The organism is Synechococcus sp. H55.11, from assembly GCF_047462475.1.
Classification (GTDB): domain Bacteria; phylum Cyanobacteriota; class Cyanobacteriia; order Thermostichales; family Thermostichaceae; genus Thermostichus.
The window spans coordinates 1-16,576 of the sequence record NZ_JANSJI010000232.1 but is presented as its reverse complement, the minus strand read 5'-3'; the positions used below and the strand labels follow the sequence as shown (position 1 = coordinate 16,576).

Sequence of the window (16,576 nt, the reverse complement as noted above, 5' to 3'; positions counted from 1 at the left end):
AGAGAGTTGAAAGGGGATCCCGCCAATCCTCGCCGAAGCGCTGCAGGGTGGGGCGATAGTCGAGGTTGGGCAGTTCCTTGGATAGAAGCAGCATGACAGGCTCAGGGAGGAGAGACGAGCTGAGGCCGACGCAAGTTTTTATTTCCCCAGTTTAACAGGGAGTAAAGGTTCTCCCCTGCCGGCGGATTGCCCTTGAGCTTGACAAGAGCAGAGCGGCAATCGAAGATCGCTGCACGAGGAACCCCCAGCTTGCAATGGCTGCCAAGAAAAGACCGTCGGAGCTTCAGCCCAGCCTATTTGACGATCCCATCCAACCGCCTGCACTCACAACGGAGACACTGCCCCAACTGGATCAGATCCCGCTCTCGGCTCAGGTGCCCATTCCCCCCGGCACCTATCGGGATCTAGAACAACTGGAGCAGCACTGCCGAGTCTGCCAGCGCTGTGAGTTGGCGGCCAACCGTACCTATGTGGTGGTGCACCGAGGTAACCCTAAAGCCAAGATCGTGATTGTTGGCGAGGGGCCGGGGGAAAACGAAGATCTGCAAGGCCTGCCCTTTGTAGGTAAGTCCGGCCAGTTGCTGGACAAGATCCTGGCCTCGGTGGGGCTGGATCCCGAGCGGGATACCTACATCTGCAATGTGGTCAAGTGCCGCCCCCCCAACAACCGCGTACCCACCCAGGCGGAGATGGACGCCTGCCGACCCTATCTCTTGGAGCAGATTCGCCTGGTGGATCCCTGGATCATTTTGTTGACGGGGGCCACTTCGGTGCGCTCCCTTTTGGGGGATAAGCGGGGCATTACCAAGATCCGCGGCGAGTGGATCCAGTGGCAGGGGCGCTGGTGCATGCCCATCTTCCACCCCGCCTACTTGCTGCGCAACCCTGACCGCACCCCCGGCAGCCCCAAGTGGTTGATGTGGCAGGATATTCAGGCGGTGAAGCAGAAGTACCTAGAACTTGCTGGCGCAACGCCACCCCAGCAGGACTTTTGAGCCCACTTTCCCTGTCGCTTACGTGGCCAGCGCTGCTGCCCTCACCCCCAGCCCCTCTCCCTTGGGAGAGGGGGGTATGGGATCCCTAACTTGCAGGCTTGAAGCCGCTCAGCAAGCCAAAGCGCAGCAAGCCGGTGGCATAGGCCCGCCGCATCAGGCCCAGCCCCAGCGCCCCACGAACGGTGACCCAGCCGCTGCGTACCAAAGCCGGGATCCACCGCCAATCGCGAGCCGAGGCAATTACCTCATCCCAAAAGGGGGCCACCCGCTCCGACCAGTCGGCGGTGCGCAACTGCTCGAACCCCACCTCTTGGGCCAGTGCTTCATACTCCGACAAGCTGATGACATAGGGCAGGCAGTACACGTCGTAGATCTGCTGCAAAAGCCGCTGATCCTGGCGGCTCAGGGATCCCTCGCGGTGGCACCAGGTCACCACCATCATCTGCCCGCCCGGCTGCAAGACCCGCCAGCCCTCGGCCAGAAACCGCCGCTTATCTGGCATGTGCTCGCCGCTTTCCAGAGCCCAGACCAGATCGAAGGTGTGGTCGGCAAAGGGCATTTCCAGGGCATCGGCCACCCAAAAGCGCACCCTGTGGCTCAGGCCGGCCTCCTGGGCCCGCTGCGTGGCCCGTCGGGCCTGGACAGGGCTGAGGGTAATGCCTGTTACCTCGGCGCCAAAGCGCCGCGCCAGCTCCAGGCTGCTCCCTCCAATGCCACAGCCGAGATCGAGGATGTGCTGAGGGGGTTTAGGATCCCCGATCTGGCCCCATTGAATCACTCGCTCCATGAGATCGATCTGGGCTTGGCGGCGATCCTTGCCGGTCTGGCCCGGCTCATAGTAGCCGTGGTGCATGTGCTCCCCCCACACCTGCTCCCACAGGCCGGAGGAAGCATCGTAGAAGCGGCGGATGCGTTGGTTGAGGGGGGAAGCCATCCAGGTAGGAGCGGGTCGGGATCCCTTCCATTCTGGACGATCTGGCCGTCCCTGCTGGCCCTGGACGCAGCCTGACAAAACCCCGATTAAGCTGGGAAAGTAGGCCCTTGCCGCCCATCCCCCTTTCTTAGACTGCCTTGGCCACCTCGGAATTGGCTCTGGAACAGCTTCTCTTCACCCCGGCCACACCTGCGCCTGACGCGGTGCGGGTCATCTACGCCTTTCCCAACACCTACTCGGTAGGGATCACCAGCCTCGGCTACCAGGTCATCTGGAGCCTGCTGGCCAGCCGCCGCGAGGTGGCGGTCGCCCGCCTGTTTACCGACCTGGCCGAGCCGCTGCCGCGGGATCCGGAGCTGGTGGGCTTTTCCCTGTCTTGGGAGCTGGACTACGTCCATATCCTGGATCTGTTGGAACGACAGGGGATCCCCCTCCAGGCCGAGGCGCGGGGGGAGGCGGATCCCTTGGTTTTTGGCGGCGGCCCGGTGTTGACGGCCAACCCTGAGCCCTTTGCTGCGTTCTTTGACTTGATCCTGCTGGGGGACGGGGAGGGGCTGGTGGAGCAGATGATCCAGACCTATCAGCAGGTGCGGCAGGGATCCCGGGCCGAAAAGCTGCAGGCGCTGGCTCAGGTGCCGGGGATCTACGTGCCCAGCCTCTACGAAGTCCACTACCGCGGCCCCGACGGCCCGGTGGAAAAGGTCATTCCCAAGCGGGACGGGATCCCCAGCTCCATCCGCAAGCACACCTTCCGCGGCAACACCCTCTCGGTGTCCACCGTGGTTACCCCCAAAGCGGCCTGGGAGAGCATCTACATGGTGGAGGTGGTGCGCAGTTGCCCCGAGATGTGCCGCTTTTGCCTGGCCAGCTACCTGACTTTGCCTTTCCGGGCGGCCGACGTAGAAGGGCATCTGATCCCGGCGGTGGAGCGGGGGTTGCAGGTTACCCAGCGGATTGGCCTTTTGGGGGCTTCGGTAACCCAGCACCCCCAGTTTGAGGAGTTGCTGGAGTACCTGGCGCAGGATCGCTTTGAGCAGGTGCGCCTTAGCCTGGCCTCGGTGCGCACGGGCACGGTCACGCCTCGCTTGGCGCAAGTGCTTTCCCGCCGCGGCAGCCAGTCCATTACCGTGGCCATTGAAAGCGGCTCAGAACGGCTGCGCCGGATCGTCAACAAGAAGCTGACCAATGAAGAGATCTTGGCGGCGGCCGCCCACGCCCAGGCCGGCGGACTGAAGGGGATCAAGTTCTACGGCATGGTGGGGATCCCGGCGGAAACCCAGGCCGACCTGGAAGCGACGGTTGCTCTTTTCAAGGAGCTCAAGAAGGCGGCTCCCCGCCTGCGCTTGACTTTGGGCTGTAGCACCTTTGTGCCCAAGGCCCACACCCCCTTCCAGTGGCAGGGGGTGGATCCCCAGGCCGAGAAAAAGCTGCAGTGGTATCAAAAACATCTGCGTCCCCTGGGCGTGGAGTTCCGTCCCGAAAGCTACAGTTGGTCGGTGATCCAAGCCCTCATCTCGCGGGGGGATCGGCGGGTGGCCCGAGTCTTGCAGTTGGCGCGGCAGTGGGGCGAGTCTCTGGGCAGCTTCCGCCGCGCCTTCAAAGAGCTCAAGGGACAACTGCCGCCCTTGGACTACTGCGTGCACAGCGACTGGGATCCAGTGGATCCTCTGCCTTGGCAGCACATCGAAGGCCCTCTCACCCCAGAGCGACTGCTACAGCATCGCCAGGAAGCTTTTTCGGTTGGCAGCTCTTGAAGGTGCCTACTTGGGCTGTTTGTAGGCGGCAATGCTACTGGCAATGATCGCCTCGGCTTCGGCCAAGCCTTTCCAGCCCAAGATTTGGGTTTCCTTCTTTTCCAGGCGCTTGTAGGTGGCAAAAAACTCCGCAATCTCATCCAGGCGGTGCTGGGCAATGTCCTCCAGCTTGGTTACCGAAGCGTAGCGGGGATCCTTAGCGGGCACACACAGCAACTTCTCATCCGGATCCCCGCCGTCGATCATCTGCAGCATGCCCAACGGGCGCACCGTGACCACACAGCCGGGGAAGGTGGGCTGATCCATAATCACCAAGCCATCCAAGGGATCCCCATCTCCGGCCAGCGTGTTGGGCACAAAGCCGTAATCGTAAGGATACTGCACCGAGGAGTAGAGCACCCGATCCAGCGCCATCGCCCCCATGTCTTTGTCGAACTCATACTTGTTTTTGCTGCCGCCGGGGATCTCAATCAAAATGTTGAGCAGGCCGGGCTTCGGTTGGGCAGGGATCCGCGACAGGTCGATCACAGCAGGCACCCTCAAAGTGGGAATAGACAGCCAGAGGGTATTTTGACATACTCCCTGCCGCAAAAGATAGAGGGACGCTTTGCCGGGAGCAGCCAACCGGCGAGGCAGGCTCCTCAGCCGGCCTTCACATCCCTTCTCCCCCCATCGGGAGGTGCCCCATCCTCGATAAGACCGAAGACTTGGCCTTCGCCCCCAAGCATGCGGGATCCCGATCCAGCTTTTCGATACAATTGCGGACACACTCCCCGGGCAAGATTCGAACTTGCGACCAATCGGTTAACAGCCGACCGCTCTACCGCTGAGCTACCGAGGATTAAGCGTCTTCCATCATAGGAGAAAAAAGCACCGCTAGGCAACTGCCGATGAGGAGCTCTTGGGTGGCCTTGGGATCCCCAGTTCAGATTGTGCGTGGGTTTGTCAACCCTGCTCTAGCGGAAAGTCCGGGAAAACGTCCTCGTCAACCGGACGGAAGCCATTACAATAGGTTACGGACATTCGCCAGCACCCCCTCATGGACTTCGGAGTCGGATTCCTCTCCAACAACGTCATGCTGCCGATCCTGGACTTTTTCTATGGGATCGTGCCCAGCTATGGACTGGCCATTATCTTCCTGACGTTGGTGATCCGCTTTGCTCTCTACCCGCTCAATGTCGGATCCATCCGCAACATGCGACGCATGAAGGTGATCAACCCTGTCATGCAGCGGCGGATGCGAGAAATCCAGGAGCAGTATCGGGACGATCCGCAAAAGCTGCGCGAAGCCCAGGCCAAGCTGTACAGCGAGCTGGGGGCCAATCCCTTGGGGGGCTGCCTGCCGCTGCTCATTCAAATGCCGGTGCTGTTTGCCCTGTTTGCCACCCTGCGGGGATCCCCCTTTGCGGCGGTGACCTACGACGTCAACTTGCAGATCCTGCCGGCGGAGGTGGCGGCTGAGGTGGTGCCCGCTCCCTACGTTAGCCCCAGCAAGAACATTTTTGTGACTGATTCTCTCCATAAGCCGGTGGTGCTGGTGGTGCCTAAGGGTACCAAGATCGCCGTCGGGGAAGAGGTGCAATTTTTGCTGCAGGGGCCGGGGGGCAAGCCCTTTGAGCAGTTGGTGACAGAAGCAGGTGGGGATCCCAACCTGTTGCAGCCCACCTGGAAGATCACCAAAGGGGAAGATCGCGCCCAGATCCAGCCAGACGGCACCTTGCTGGCCCTGCAGCCGGGGGACGTGACTGTGCAAGTGTCGATTCCCGGTTTGGCCTCGGATACCGGTTTCCTGTTCATCGACAAGTTGGGCCGTGTGGGAGCCTTTGACCCGGATGGCACCATCCACTGGGACATCATTGCCATGATCGTCATCTTTGGGGTGTCCATTTACCTGAACCAGTACCTGACGAACGCCGGACAGGATATGGGCAAAGAGGATCCCAGCCAGAGTTCCATGGCTCGTGTTACCCCGGTGCTGTTCTCGGCGATGTTCCTGTTTTTCCCGTTGCCGGCGGGGGTCTTGCTCTACATCCTCGTCTCCAACATCTTCCAAACGGTGCAGACTTTCTTGCTCTCGCGGGAGCCATTGCCGGAGAACTTGCAGCAGTTGGTGGAAGAGGAGCGCCGTCGGGCTGCCCAGACAATAGCGGTGGAGGCCAAGGAAGTGGAGAAATCGAGCAAGCCCAGGGCAGCCAAGGAAGGCCGTGAATCCCTGCCCTTTGAGCCCTAGGGAAGCCTAGCTGCTGGGGTGGACTTGTTGAGTGTTGATAGCTCACTTTCAACGTTGGAAGCTGCCCAAGATGAGCCGCCCTAAGTCTTCTACGGGATCTGCCGCTAAGAAATCTGACTCCCCCAGCAAGTCCACCTTTGTGGCCAACCAAGAGCGAGCCAAGCAGTGGTTGCAGCAGGTGCTGATGGCCATGGGGATCGCGGCGGAGGTGCGGGTGGTGGGTGAGGTGTTGGAAATCGAGGCGGCTTCTTTGACTTCGGATCAGAAGCAACTCCTGCTCTCCAAGGTGTCTGCATCGCCCTTGCCGTCTTCCAAAGAGGCCGGTCTGGAGGAAGAGCGCTCTCCTGTGGTGCTGGATGCGTTGCAATACCTGGCCAACACCCTTCTCAACCTCAACCTGCCGGAAGACCAGCAGCAGCCCTATATTTTGGATCTGGACGGCTATCGTCAGCGGCGTTTGCAGGAGCTGAAGGCTTTGGTGGCTGCTGCTGTGGAAAAGGTGAGAGCCGGTGGCCGCGAATACGAGTTTCCAGATCTCTCTGCTGCTGAGCGGCGGCAGATCCACACGCTGCTGAAAGACCCTGCCTACGCCGATTTGGAAACCTTCAGCCGTGGTAAAGAGCCCGACCGTCGCCTGGTGATCCGACTGGCTTCCTCGTCCTGAAAATTTGGGCCGCGACCCGTTGAGCTCTCTTGCTACCCTGACAACAGGGATCCCTGCTACCCAAAACGTGCGAAGGAGGGGGCGCGATGTTAAGGCCCATTCGTCTATCCGATCTGCGGCAGATGCCAGGTCAGACCCAGGCGTTGCAGTTCAAGCAATTTTTTGCGGGCTTTGAGAGCTTGACCCCTGTCGAGGGATCCCTAGAAGTCAGCCATCGGGGCCACTTTCTCGAGGTCAGTGCCGAAGCCCACACCATTGTGACTCTCACCTGTCACCGTTGCCTACAGCAGTTTAACCACCGGCTGCATCTGGCAGTTGAGGAGATCATCCTGATCCGGGAGCCCAGTTCCGAGCCTCTGCCCTTGGAGCTGGAATTGCAAGACGAAGCAGATCTGCTGGAGAGCCTGCCCTGCAATGGTGAGCTGGATGTCGAAGACTGGATGTACCAGCACCTACATCTGCAGATGCCCCGCCAGTTGCCCTGCCGTCCCGATTGTCCGGGCATTGGGGTGGAATCTCCCGCGCCGGCGGTGGATCCCCGCTGGGCAGCTTTGGCCTCTTTCTTGAAAGATTCTCCCTAGCTTTTTTGAATGTTGCGTCCACAAGTTCTCTGGCGTTTTGCTCGGCCTCACACCGTCTATGGCACCAGCGCCAGCGTGCTGGGCCTCTACCTGTTGGCGGGGTTCGTGGCTGCCGGATCCCTGCAACCGGTTCTCTCGGCGCTGCCCCAATTGGGCTTGGCTTGGGCGGCCTGTTTGGCGGCCAACGTCTACATCGTCGGCTTGAATCAACTGACGGATGTGGAAATCGATCGCGTCAACAAACCCCATTTGCCCTTGGCTGCCGGATGCCTGAGTTGGCGACAGGGGCTGGGGATCGTCGTGGCTTGTGGGGCGGCGTCCCTCCTGCTGGCCGCGGCTGGGATCCCTTACCTGTTGCTGACGGTGCTGTTGAGCAATGGGATCGGCACGGCCTATTCGTTGCCCCCCTTGCGTTTGAAGCGGTTTCCGCTGGCGGCCTCGGCTTGCATTTACAGCGTGCGCGGTTTGATCGTCAATTTGGGCCTTTACAGCCATTTTCAGCAGGTGATGCAAGGAAGGGTCGAGTTTTCTGCTCCGATTGTTTGGCTAACGGGATTTATGTCGATTTTCGGCTTGGTGATCGCCCTTTTTAAAGATATTCCCGACATGGAGGGGGATCGCCAGTTTGCCATTGCCACCTTCTCATTGCGCTTTGGGCCAGAGCGGATTTCAAGGTTTTGTATCACCATTTTGGCCTTTTGCTATCTGGGGTTTATCGGGGTGGGGATCTCCTTGCCCCTCGCGGGCAACGGCCTCTGGCTGTTGGTGGGTCATTTGTTAGGGCTGGGGATCCTCTTAGGCTATGGTGTCCACCTCGATCTCAGTCGCCGAGATGCGATCGTTGGTTATTATCAACTGATCTGGAAGTTGTTTTACTTAGAGTATTTGCTTTATCCTTGGGCTTTTTTCTCTTTTTTCTAGAGCATTTTCCTGTAGCTAAGGATCTGCCCAAGCTCAGGCCAGAAAAAACCTAGAGATACCGCTTCATTTGGACTCGAAAGCGGCCTTTCTTTGTTTCGGCTACCTCTTCAATTTGCAGCCGGCCGCGGCCACGAATGGCGATCCAATCCTGAGGGCCAACGGTGTAGCTGGCTTGGGTAATGGGCTTCCAATTGACCCGCACTTCCCCCCGTTGGATTTCTTCCACCATCTTGCTGCGGGAGATGCCGAACCCGGCTGAGGCCACTGCATCCAAGCGCAAAGAGGCTTCCACGCTGGTGATGGATTTGACGCGGGGGGGTTGAACTTTCAACTGGCTCAGAGGGATCCGGCTCACTTTGACAGGCACCGTGCGCACCTGAGTCAGGTTGAGGCTGAGATAGTCCACCAGTTCGGGCACCACAATGGCCTGGGCACCTGAGTCTCCCAACACGAGGATGTCTCCCACCTTCTCGCGGGCGATGCCGGCTGCCAACAAGGCTCCCAGAAAATCCCGGTGGGTGGCCGGGTCGAACAGGAAGTTGCCTTGAATCTGCAGGGCGGCCAAGGGGATCCCTTCTTGATCGGGCTTTGGATCCCCGACCTCCAGACTCACTTCAGAGCGAGCCAGGGCCAAGCGTTGGCGCTCTGCCTGGGGGTACCCTCCCCAAGCCCACACTTGGAGTTCGGTCAAGTTGCGCAGCCGAGCTTGCACCTCGGCTAGTTCGGGTGGGGAAAGGAAGTCGCTCCAGACCACTTGCCAGGTTTTGAGGGCTTGGTCTCCCCAATCCAAGACCCGTGCCAGGGTTTCTCGATACTCTGCCCCTTGCAGTAAATCGGCTTTGGGTAGCATTTTGGGGTGCTTCGACTTTGTAGCTCAGTCCCGTTTTTCCCATGCTAAGCTAGATACCCGAAATCCTGGCGGGCGTAGCCAAGCGGTTAAGGCAGAGGATTGTGGATCCTCCATTCGTGGGTTCGAGTCCCATCGTCCGCCCTCACCTCTCTCCCAACGTGAGAGATGAGTTCATCCGCAGCTCAAGACCAAGGTTCCCACGGCGTCAATGGCAGCCGTCCAACCGGCGTCGATTACCGCAGTTGCCTCCGGCATCTCGACGATCGCCGGCCCGCGCAGTTGAAACCCCACACCCATGCGCTGCCGATCGTAGACCGGCACTGACCGCATCTGGCCGCCCATCCAGGCCTCTCGCCGCCCCTTGAGGGGATCCCCTGGCAAAGGGCAAGGTGCAGTCAGAGGCACGGTGGGCAGAGCCTGCACCGCCCGCAGACGCAACTGGATCGCCTCCACCGGCTGGGCCGAATCCTGCCAGCCATAGCGCTGCCGGTGGGCCTGGTGAAACTGTTGTTCCAGGCGAGCAATCGGCTCTGACAGGTGCACCGGGATCTCCAGCTCGAAAGACTGGCCGCGATAGCGCAAGTCCAAGCTAAAGTGCAGCGCCGGCTCTTGTAAGTCGGCTTGGGCCTGGCGGATCAGGGGTTCTGCCCACTGGGCTAGCAGGGATCCCCCTGAATCCGACGCCAGCCGCTGCAAGGGTTGTAGGATGGCCCGCCGGTAGTCCCGCCGCAGATCGGCCAAAGCCATGCCCAGTGCCGAGAGCACGCCACAGGCAGCCGGGATCAAGATCTTGCGGATGCCCAGCTCTTCCGCCAGAGCACAGGCATGCATGGGCCCAGCTCCACCAAAGGCCAGCAGGGCAAAATCGGCAGGATCCCAGCCCCGCTCCACGCTGATCACCCGCAAGGCCCGTGACATGGCAGCGTTGGCCAGGGTGCGAATGCCAACGGCAGTTTCCTGCAAGCTCAAGCCCAAGGGATCCGCCAGCGTGGCTATGGCTTGTTCCGCCAGCTCCCGCCGCAACTGGACGGAGTCGCCCAACCGACCGCCGTCCGGCAAGTACCCCAGCCAGAGGTTGGCATCGGTCACCGTGGGAGCCGTTCCCCCTCGGCCGTAGCCGGCCGGCCCGGGGTTGGAGCCGGCACTCTCCGGCCCCACCTGCAGCCCACCGCCCGGCAACAAAGAGGCCAGGGATCCGCCGCCGGCGCTGACGGTGTGGATATCGATTTGGGGCTGCTGCACCGGCAGGCCGCACACCACCGCTGACGGGCTGACCTGAGGGATCCCATCTTGGATGAGGGCTACATCGGTGCTGGTTCCCCCCATATCGAAGCTGAGCAAGTGGAGGTAGCCGCTCAGGCGACCCAGATAGGCCGCCCCGTAAACCCCACCTGCCGGCCCCGAGAGCAAAGCCACCGAAGCGTGGGCCGCCGCCTGGGCAATCGAGGTCACCCCGCCGGAAGACTGCATGATCAAGGGTTGGGGGATCCCTCTCTCTCGACATCCTGAATCCAAGCGGTGCAGGTAGCCCGCCAGCGCCGGGCTGAGGTAGGCATCGAGGGCGGTGGTGCTGAAGCGCTCGTATTCCCGAAACTCCGGCGCTACCTCGCAAGACAAGGAAACGTGCAAGTCAGGGAAAGCCTCTTTCAAAGCGGCTCCCAGCCGCTGCTCATGCTCTGGGTAGAGAAAGGAAAACAAAAACCCCACCCCCACGGCGCGGATCCCGTCCTGCCGCACCCGCTCGCCCACCGCCTGGATCACGCGGCGGATCTCCTCCTCGGTCAGCGGCTCCAACACCCCGTCCACGCTGCAACGCTCCTTCACCTCCAGGCAACAGTGGCGGGGTACCACCGGCTCCGGCTTGGGCTGCGTCAAGTCATACAGAGAGGGGCGGTTTTGACGGCCAATGGCCAGCACATCGCGAAAACCCGCCGTGGTCAGAAACAGGGTGGGGGATCCCTTGCGCTCCAGCAGCGCGTTGGTGGCCACCGTCATGCCATGGCAGAACAAGTCAACCCAGAGCCCCCCTTTGAGCGCACCCAGCTTGTCCAGCGCTGCCAAGACCCCCTCCTCAGGGCTAGGTGTAGAGAGCACCTTCGCCGTCTGAATCTGGCCATCCTGCAAGAGCACCAGATCGGTAAAGGTGCCGCCCACATCGATCCCCAAGCGAGCCCAGCCTCGGCTTGCTGTCATCTGATCCAGATTGGTCGGATGTGACATACTCCCGACTCACGCCTAGTGATTTGGTACCTTGAAGCGGGGCTTGCCGGAACTGTCACCCTTATCGTATCTTCCCATAGGGCATTCCCCCAGCGCCCTGGCTCTGATCCCGACAGCCATCCTGAGGATAGGGTGCGGGGTTTCCCGCCAAAAAAAGATCCCCAAGAGGGGATCCCAATCGAGCCGATCACCAATCGGTTGGATTGCCGAGACTTTTACTTGTTGGGCTGAGGGGTGACCCGCAGGTAGGGCTTAATTTCCTTGTAGCCTTTCGGGAACTTTTCTTTGAGCACTTCCGGATCTTTCAGCGAAGGCGGGATAATGACATCGTCGCCGTCTTTCCAGTCGGCAGGGGTGACGACGCTGTACTTATCCGTCAACTGTAGAGCATCGATGGCCCGCAAAAGCTCGTCGAAGTTGCGGCCCGTGCTGGCCGGATAGGTGAGGATGAGGCGTATCTTCTTGTTGGGATCGATAACGAACACCGAGCGCACCGTCAAGGGCAGCCCTTCTTGGTTGAGGTTGGTTTGATCCAACATGCCGTAGAGCTGCGAGACCTTGCGGTCAACGTCCGCCAAAATTGGGTAGGTCAAGGTAGCGTTCTGGGTTTCCTCAATGTCTTTCACCCAGCCAACGTGGGAGTCCACATCGTCCACACTGAGGGCCAGCACCTTCACCCCTCGCTTTTCAAATTCGGGCATCAGCTTGGCAACAGTACCCAGCTCGGTGGTGCAGACCGGCGTGTAGTCGGCAGGGTGGGAGAACAACACTACCCAGCTATCCCCGGCCCAGGAATAGAAGTCGATTTCGCCGTGGGTGGACTTTTGCGTAAAATTGGGAGCCGTATCGCCAAGTCGGAGAGACATACGCTCTTTCTCCTCAGTAAAGGGTTCAGTCCGGTGAGGTCAGGATCCGGATCCTTGCATCGATCCGTCTGCTGTCTATTTTGCCACAAAAACTCCACTTTTCCGAGCGGATTTTAGGAGATTTTAAGATCATCGCCAACTTGCCCGCAAGGTGAGAAGCCCTTTCCTAATGTGAACAATTGTTGTGGGCAGTCTTAACATTCTGTAGTTTCCTTACAGGCTGCAACGGCGGCGTGCTAGGGGTATTGTAGACAACAGAATCTAGCTCCTCTGCTGAGGTCATGGGATCGATGGAAAGCCCAGAAGCAGCTACACCTTACAGCCTGGCCACCCTGTGGGCCCAAAAATATGTAGACAAGTTGCGGGCACAGGCGGCCTTGGGCGAGCTGCCAGGTACCCAATTAGCCGACAAAGTGAAGGGATCCCTGCGCTTTGCCAGCTCCCAGGCCTGGGCAAAAACGGAGCGGCTCTTGGCTGCTGAAATCCCGAGGCAGCGGCTGGATCCGGACTTGATCGATCCCTGGCAAATTGCCGAGGATTCCCGCGAGTTATTTGAAAAGGCAGCGGAAAGTTGGGGGGAGGGCCTCTCCCCGGCCCGCTTTTCGGTAAAGATCGCGCCGTTCTGTGGACGGCTGCGGGCCCGCTACAGTGAACGGGATCCGCGGGTGCTGGGCTTTTTAAGTATGCAATTCCACTACACGGGGCAAATGGTCTCGCAAGCCTTGTCACCTCAGGAGCGCGGCCTCTTCCACCCCTACTTGAAGGTCATGGACGACCACCTGTACATGCCCCTGCAGAGGATGTACGAGGGTGCCGCTGTTCACGCCAGCGACAACGCTTCTTCCGCCTCTTTGCTGGCTGTTCAGGAACTGCTGCCCATCGTAACCAGTGTGGCGGAATTTATCTGTGCCGAAGTGGCTCAGCGTTTCCCGGACTATCGCTGCGAAAGCGGCCTCTTGACGGATCTGGAAGTGCGGATCTCCAGCATCCGCGATGTGGAGATGTTCCAGGTGTACCTGGGCCTCTGTGCCCTGGAAGGCAGTGTGATGGCTGTGCAGCAGGAGCTGTTTCCCCTTTGTGTGATGCTGTACCCCCCTTTGAAGGTGGAGTGGAAACTGGTGCGGCAGATGTTGGAGCTGTTGGATCAGGCTTTGCACTCTCGTCTCAGCCCAGCTAGCTACACCTTCCTCCTGCCTTACCTGCAAGCTGTACAGGGGATGTTCTCTCTGGAGGTTTTCCCCGAAAGCGACCCCATCTGGAGCCATCATCCCGATGTGCTGCGCTATATGGGAACGGCGCAGAAGCTGCTGCAAGAACTGGTCAGTCAGGAAGTCACTTAAAAATCCTCACGCTTGTCCATCTCCGTCTTTGCAGCAGGAGGGCTGTTAGGCTAGCGCTATTCCAATCCGCTGGGATCTACGGATTGTGCAGGAAAGGGTTGGGATCCACCAGCTCGGCCACAAATTGGTGCAGGATGGGCAGGTAGCGCTCCCCGGCCACCTGGAGCAAGTTGTTGTGATCGGCTCCCTCGATGGGCACCAAACGCTTGGGATCCCGTGCTGCTTGGTAAAGGGCTTCGGCATGCCAGAAGGGGATCAAGCGATCCTGAGTGCCGTGCAAAATTAGCAGCGGACAATTGATCTGGGCAATGCGGCTGAGGTTGTCGAAGCGATCAAAAGGCAGCAGGGGGATGCGGGTCAAGACGCGAAAAGCGGTTACAAAGGTGGATTCCAGGATCAAGCCACCCACCGGCTTTTGGGCTGCCAAGTAAACTGAGGGCCCACCTCCCACCGAGCGTCCGTAAAGCAAAATCCGCTCCGGCGGGATCCCCTGATCTCGTAGGTAAGCGTAGGCCGCTTCAATGTCTTTGTAGGCGCCGGCCTCGGAAGGGATCCCTTCGCTGGTGCCGTAGCCGCGGTAGTCGTAGGCCAAGACGGCAAACCCCCCCTGCTGCAGCTTCCTCAGGCGCGGCAGGATATCCCCCAAGTCCTCGGCGTTGCCGTGGCTGTAGAGGAGAGCATAGGTGGCTGCGGGATTGGGCAGGTAGACTGCCGAAATCTGCAGGCCATCGGCGGTGGTGAGCTTGAGAATGGCGTCCCCATCCTGGTAGCTGGCGGGGCGGGGCAAAAAGATCAGCCGCTCTGATTGAAATCGGCCCAGCCAGAGCAGGTAGCCGTATACCCCTAGGCCGATGAGCAGCAAGGATGGCCCCAGCCGCAGTCCCAGAAAGGATGCAAAAATCAAAGGCTTGCCCATTGCTCCTTCCCCTCACCCCCAACCCCTCTCCCAGAGGGAGAGGGGGGCGGCGACGTCGAGCACTTCAGGATTCGGCTGGCAGGGCAGAACATTTCCAGAGGCAAACCCCAATCCAGTTAACCAAAGTATGGGCGACGATGGTTACCAACAGGTTTCCCGATAGCCACACGCCCAGCCCCAGGAGGATGCCCACGGCGCTGGCCCAGACGGCATAGGGCCAACCCTGCCACTCTAGCCAGTGCAAAACCCCAAACAAGAGGCCGCTCAGGAGGATCCCGCCTGTCCACCCCAAGGGGCTGGCCACTAGGGATCCCATCAGCACGCCGCGAAACAGCCATTCCTCGCTCCAGCCCGGCAGCACCCCCACCCAGAAGATATCCCGCCATTGCAAGGGATCCGCCACCAGGTGCAAGTAGGCGGAAGCCGCCCGGCGATAGGCCGGCCAAAGCCAGTAAGCCCCGCCGCTGAGCAGCGCCACCCCCAGCCCCAGCGCCGCTCCCCAGGCGACGGCCAGCGGATCCCAGCAAAAGGGCACGCGGAGGGATCCCAGCCAGATCCAGAGGCCGGCGATGAGGGCCAGGATCAGGCTGGTCAGGCCCATCCCGATCAAGATCTGTTGGCGGGTACAGGGTTGCATCTTGGCACTCATGGGAGGAGCCTATTCCCAGCGTAGGGCGAATTCCGATAAGAACGGCTGCCCGAATCTACACTGGCAGCGGGGAAGACTCTCAGTTGATGCTCTCCCCAGCTCTAGAGAGCGTGGTTTGCGCCGCCATTGCCTCGGTCAAGGGGGTAGGAGCTTGGGATCCCCCCTCTCCTTTAAGGCAAGTGCTGCCTCAGCAACTGGGCGTGCTGGGCCGATCGCTCCACCCAAACGGCCACTTGGTCAGGGCTGAGGGCTGGCCCGTCGGCATAGCAGGCCAGCCAAGCCCGGTGCAAAGCTTCAGGATCCTCTGGGATCGCCTCGAGATCCCAGCCGGGCATGCCCAATTCCCCGAGTAGCGTTTTTACCTTGGGATCGTAGCTGAGGCCAAAGCAGGCGCAACCCTCAGCCGCCGCCATCACCAAGCCGTGGTAGCGCATAACGATTGCCAATTTCACCCCCCGAAAGACCCCCTTTAAAAGACAGGGATCCCGAATCTCCAAAACCCGGCTGTGGCCGGGCAGGCGCTGTTGCAGCTGTTGCGCTAGGCAGTAGTCTGGCCCCAGGTCGGGGGATCTGGGAGGAGCCAGTTGGAAGGGCAGCAAAAGGAGATAGGCCCCTGTGGCAGCCTGGAGGCGCCTCAAGCCTTCCGCCAAAGTCTCAAGTCGCGCTGGAGTGAGCTGGGGATGCTGCCGCAAGACCACGGCAATGCGGGGCTGAGGCCATCTTTCCCACTCCGGCAGGGTTTCGGCGGGCAGGCCCCAAACCGGATCCGGGGCCACCTGGTGGGGGATCCCCCAGTCTCGCAGCCATTGGGAGGCAACGGCGTCGCGCACACTGATGGCCGTACAACCTGCTAGAGACCGGCGGGCCAGCTCGCGGATCCAGCCCCGCTGCAAGGGGCCGATCCCCTGGGCCCAAGCCAAGGTTTTCAGCCCCCGCCGCTGGGCCCAGAGCATCAACCCCAGATAGTAGAGCGGGCTGCGCCAACTGGTGCGATCCTGCAGCAGGCTGCCCCCACCCCAGATAAAAGCTTGAGACTGCCTCAGATAGCGCCGCAAAGCCCATCCATCGAAGCGCGGGCAGGCCATCACCCCATAGGTGGCAGCCGTTTCCGCAGGGCGGGGAGAAAGCACCACCGGCTGTACGGGGTTGGGCAACTGCCGGAGCTGCTGCAGCAAAGCCAGCAACAGGGCCTCGTCGCCGGCATTGCCGTAGCCGTGGTAGCCACATATCAAAACCTGGGGCTGCTTCATCGAGCCCACTTGGCTGAAAGAAGCTGGCCTGGGATCGCTAGATGGCAAGTTTAACAAGACTAGTTTGATAAGGTTCTCCTGAGCCATTGGGTTAAATCGGCCAGGGTTTGAAAGTCGAGCAATGCCTCCGCCAGCGCTTCCAGTTGCTCAGTGGGCAGGTGACAAAGGGTCTCAGATAGGTGTTCGGGCAAGGGCCCCAGTTTGCGCCGCAGTTGATTTAAAGTCAGCCGAGCTGCCTCCTGCTGCAGACCCTGTTGCAGACCCTGTTGCAGACCCTGCTGTAGGCCTTGTTTCAGGCCTTCCTCTCGCCCTTCCTGGAGGGCTTCTGCCCGCCACATCTGGTAGATCACCGATTCCCGCACAGACAAACCTCCCAGCACCCTGCTAATTTCCTCTGGTGTCCATG

At 60.4% G+C, this 16,576-nt stretch carries 16 protein-coding genes and 2 tRNA genes; 8 read left to right on the top strand and 10 right to left on the bottom strand.

Going from position 1 to position 16,576, the window contains the following annotated elements; all coding sequences use genetic code 11:
* Positions 1 to 374 precede the first annotated feature (374 nt).
* Positions 375 to 995 (top strand): uracil-DNA glycosylase, encoded by a 621-nt coding sequence (locus NW853_RS09320; protein ID WP_414348894.1) that lies wholly within the window; start codon positions 375 to 377, stop codon positions 993 to 995.
* Between the two features lie 85 nt (positions 996 to 1,080).
* On the opposite strand, the gene NW853_RS09315 is transcribed toward NW853_RS09320, so the two are convergent.
* Complete coding sequence (locus NW853_RS09315; RefSeq protein ID WP_414348879.1) at positions 1,081 to 1,929, bottom strand: methyltransferase domain-containing protein; 849 nt, start codon at positions 1,927 to 1,929, stop codon at positions 1,081 to 1,083.
* Between the two features lie 137 nt (positions 1,930 to 2,066).
* On the opposite strand from NW853_RS09315, the gene NW853_RS09310 reads away from it, so the two are divergent.
* Positions 2,067 to 3,683 (top strand): B12-binding domain-containing radical SAM protein, encoded by a 1,617-nt coding sequence (locus NW853_RS09310; protein ID WP_414348878.1) that lies wholly within the window; start codon positions 2,067 to 2,069, stop codon positions 3,681 to 3,683.
* A 6-nt stretch (positions 3,684 to 3,689) separates the two neighbouring features.
* Here NW853_RS09310 and NW853_RS09305 read toward each other — a convergent pair whose 3' ends face one another.
* Both NW853_RS09305 and NW853_RS09300 read right to left on the bottom strand, forming a co-directional pair.
* Positions 3,690 to 4,208, bottom strand: a complete 519-nt coding sequence (locus NW853_RS09305) for an inorganic diphosphatase (RefSeq protein WP_414332700.1) — start codon at positions 4,206 to 4,208, stop codon at positions 3,690 to 3,692.
* Between the two features lie 244 nt (positions 4,209 to 4,452).
* A tRNA-Asn gene (locus tag NW853_RS09300) sits at positions 4,453 to 4,524 on the bottom strand.
* 198 nt (positions 4,525 to 4,722) lie between these two features.
* Between NW853_RS09300 and yidC the strand changes: the two genes are divergently transcribed.
* The 4 genes from yidC (at position 4,723) to NW853_RS09280 (ending at position 8,079) form a co-directional block, all read left to right on the top strand.
* Positions 4,723 to 5,913 (top strand): membrane protein insertase YidC, encoded by a 1,191-nt coding sequence (gene yidC / locus NW853_RS09295; RefSeq protein WP_414332667.1) that lies wholly within the window; start codon positions 4,723 to 4,725, stop codon positions 5,911 to 5,913.
* A 70-nt stretch (positions 5,914 to 5,983) separates the two neighbouring features.
* Positions 5,984 to 6,577, top strand: coding sequence for a protein jag (locus NW853_RS09290; RefSeq protein ID WP_414332669.1), 594 nt, complete (start codon positions 5,984 to 5,986; stop codon positions 6,575 to 6,577).
* Positions 6,578 to 6,663: 86 nt separating this feature from the next.
* On the top strand, positions 6,664 to 7,158 hold the full coding sequence (locus tag NW853_RS09285; RefSeq protein ID WP_414332671.1) for a YceD family protein: 495 nt from the start codon (positions 6,664 to 6,666) through the stop codon (positions 7,156 to 7,158).
* Between the two features lie 9 nt (positions 7,159 to 7,167).
* On the top strand, positions 7,168 to 8,079 hold the full coding sequence (locus NW853_RS09280) for a homogentisate phytyltransferase (protein WP_414348877.1): 912 nt from the start codon (positions 7,168 to 7,170) through the stop codon (positions 8,077 to 8,079).
* 49 nt (positions 8,080 to 8,128) lie between these two features.
* Here NW853_RS09280 and NW853_RS09275 read toward each other — a convergent pair whose 3' ends face one another.
* Positions 8,129 to 8,929: a photosystem II S4 domain protein gene (locus NW853_RS09275; RefSeq protein WP_414332675.1), complete on the bottom strand. Its 801-nt coding sequence runs from the start codon at positions 8,927 to 8,929 to the stop codon at positions 8,129 to 8,131.
* 68 nt (positions 8,930 to 8,997) lie between these two features.
* On the opposite strand from NW853_RS09275, the gene NW853_RS09270 reads away from it, so the two are divergent.
* Positions 8,998 to 9,070, top strand: a tRNA-His gene (locus NW853_RS09270).
* A gap of 30 nt (positions 9,071 to 9,100) precedes the next feature.
* Here NW853_RS09270 and NW853_RS09265 read toward each other — a convergent pair.
* Both NW853_RS09265 and NW853_RS09260 read right to left on the bottom strand, forming a co-directional pair.
* Positions 9,101 to 11,122 carry a hydantoinase/oxoprolinase family protein gene (locus tag NW853_RS09265; RefSeq protein WP_414332677.1) on the bottom strand — a complete coding sequence of 674 codons (2,022 nt, stop codon included), beginning with the start codon at positions 11,120 to 11,122 and terminating at the stop codon, positions 9,101 to 9,103.
* Positions 11,123 to 11,364: 242 nt separating this feature from the next.
* A complete protein-coding gene (locus tag NW853_RS09260) occupies positions 11,365 to 12,015 on the bottom strand; it encodes a peroxiredoxin (protein WP_414332679.1) in 651 nt (216 codons plus the stop codon).
* 281 nt (positions 12,016 to 12,296) lie between these two features.
* Between NW853_RS09260 and NW853_RS09255 the strand changes: the two genes are divergently transcribed.
* On the top strand, positions 12,297 to 13,355 hold the full coding sequence (locus NW853_RS09255) for a hypothetical protein (RefSeq protein WP_414348876.1): 1,059 nt from the start codon (positions 12,297 to 12,299) through the stop codon (positions 13,353 to 13,355).
* A gap of 76 nt (positions 13,356 to 13,431) precedes the next feature.
* Here the strand turns inward: NW853_RS09255 and NW853_RS09250 are convergent, their stop codons facing one another.
* The 4 genes from NW853_RS09250 to NW853_RS09235 all read right to left on the bottom strand — a co-directional run.
* Positions 13,432 to 14,271, bottom strand: a complete 840-nt coding sequence (locus NW853_RS09250) for an alpha/beta hydrolase (protein ID WP_414348875.1) — start codon at positions 14,269 to 14,271, stop codon at positions 13,432 to 13,434.
* 64 nt (positions 14,272 to 14,335) lie between these two features.
* On the bottom strand, positions 14,336 to 14,920 hold the full coding sequence (locus NW853_RS09245; RefSeq protein ID WP_414332685.1) for a lysostaphin resistance A-like protein: 585 nt from the start codon (positions 14,918 to 14,920) through the stop codon (positions 14,336 to 14,338).
* A 170-nt stretch (positions 14,921 to 15,090) separates the two neighbouring features.
* On the bottom strand, positions 15,091 to 16,170 hold the full coding sequence (gene csaB, locus NW853_RS09240) for a polysaccharide pyruvyl transferase CsaB (protein ID WP_414348874.1): 1,080 nt from the start codon (positions 16,168 to 16,170) through the stop codon (positions 15,091 to 15,093).
* Positions 16,171 to 16,229: 59 nt separating this feature from the next.
* On the bottom strand, positions 16,230 to 16,576 hold a 347-nt coding region (locus NW853_RS09235; protein ID WP_414332689.1), incomplete at its 5' end, for a DUF4351 domain-containing protein.

Excerpts from the sequence above, each read along its gene's own strand:
- csaB (WP_414348874.1), bottom strand. The coding sequence starts at position 16,170 with ATGAAGCAGCCCCAGGTTTTGATATGTGGCTACCACGGCTACGGCAAT.
- NW853_RS09250 (WP_414348875.1), bottom strand. The coding sequence starts at position 14,271 with ATGGGCAAGCCTTTGATTTTTGCATCCTTTCTGGGACTGCGGCTGGGG.
- NW853_RS09275 (WP_414332675.1), bottom strand. The coding sequence starts at position 8,929 with ATGCTACCCAAAGCCGATTTACTGCAAGGGGCAGAGTATCGAGAAACC.
- NW853_RS09260 (WP_414332679.1), bottom strand. The coding sequence starts at position 12,015 with ATGTCTCTCCGACTTGGCGATACGGCTCCCAATTTTACGCAAAAGTCC.
- NW853_RS09280 (WP_414348877.1), top strand. The coding sequence starts at position 7,168 with ATGTTGCGTCCACAAGTTCTCTGGCGTTTTGCTCGGCCTCACACCGTC.
- NW853_RS09285 (WP_414332671.1), top strand. The coding sequence starts at position 6,664 with ATGTTAAGGCCCATTCGTCTATCCGATCTGCGGCAGATGCCAGGTCAG.
- NW853_RS09255 (WP_414348876.1), top strand. The coding sequence starts at position 12,297 with ATGGGATCGATGGAAAGCCCAGAAGCAGCTACACCTTACAGCCTGGCC.
- yidC (WP_414332667.1), top strand. The coding sequence starts at position 4,723 with ATGGACTTCGGAGTCGGATTCCTCTCCAACAACGTCATGCTGCCGATC.
- NW853_RS09245 (WP_414332685.1), bottom strand. The coding sequence starts at position 14,920 with ATGAGTGCCAAGATGCAACCCTGTACCCGCCAACAGATCTTGATCGGG.
- NW853_RS09265 (WP_414332677.1), bottom strand. The coding sequence starts at position 11,122 with ATGACAGCAAGCCGAGGCTGGGCTCGCTTGGGGATCGATGTGGGCGGC.
- NW853_RS09290 (WP_414332669.1), top strand. The coding sequence starts at position 5,984 with ATGAGCCGCCCTAAGTCTTCTACGGGATCTGCCGCTAAGAAATCTGAC.
- NW853_RS09315 (WP_414348879.1), bottom strand. The coding sequence starts at position 1,929 with ATGGCTTCCCCCCTCAACCAACGCATCCGCCGCTTCTACGATGCTTCC.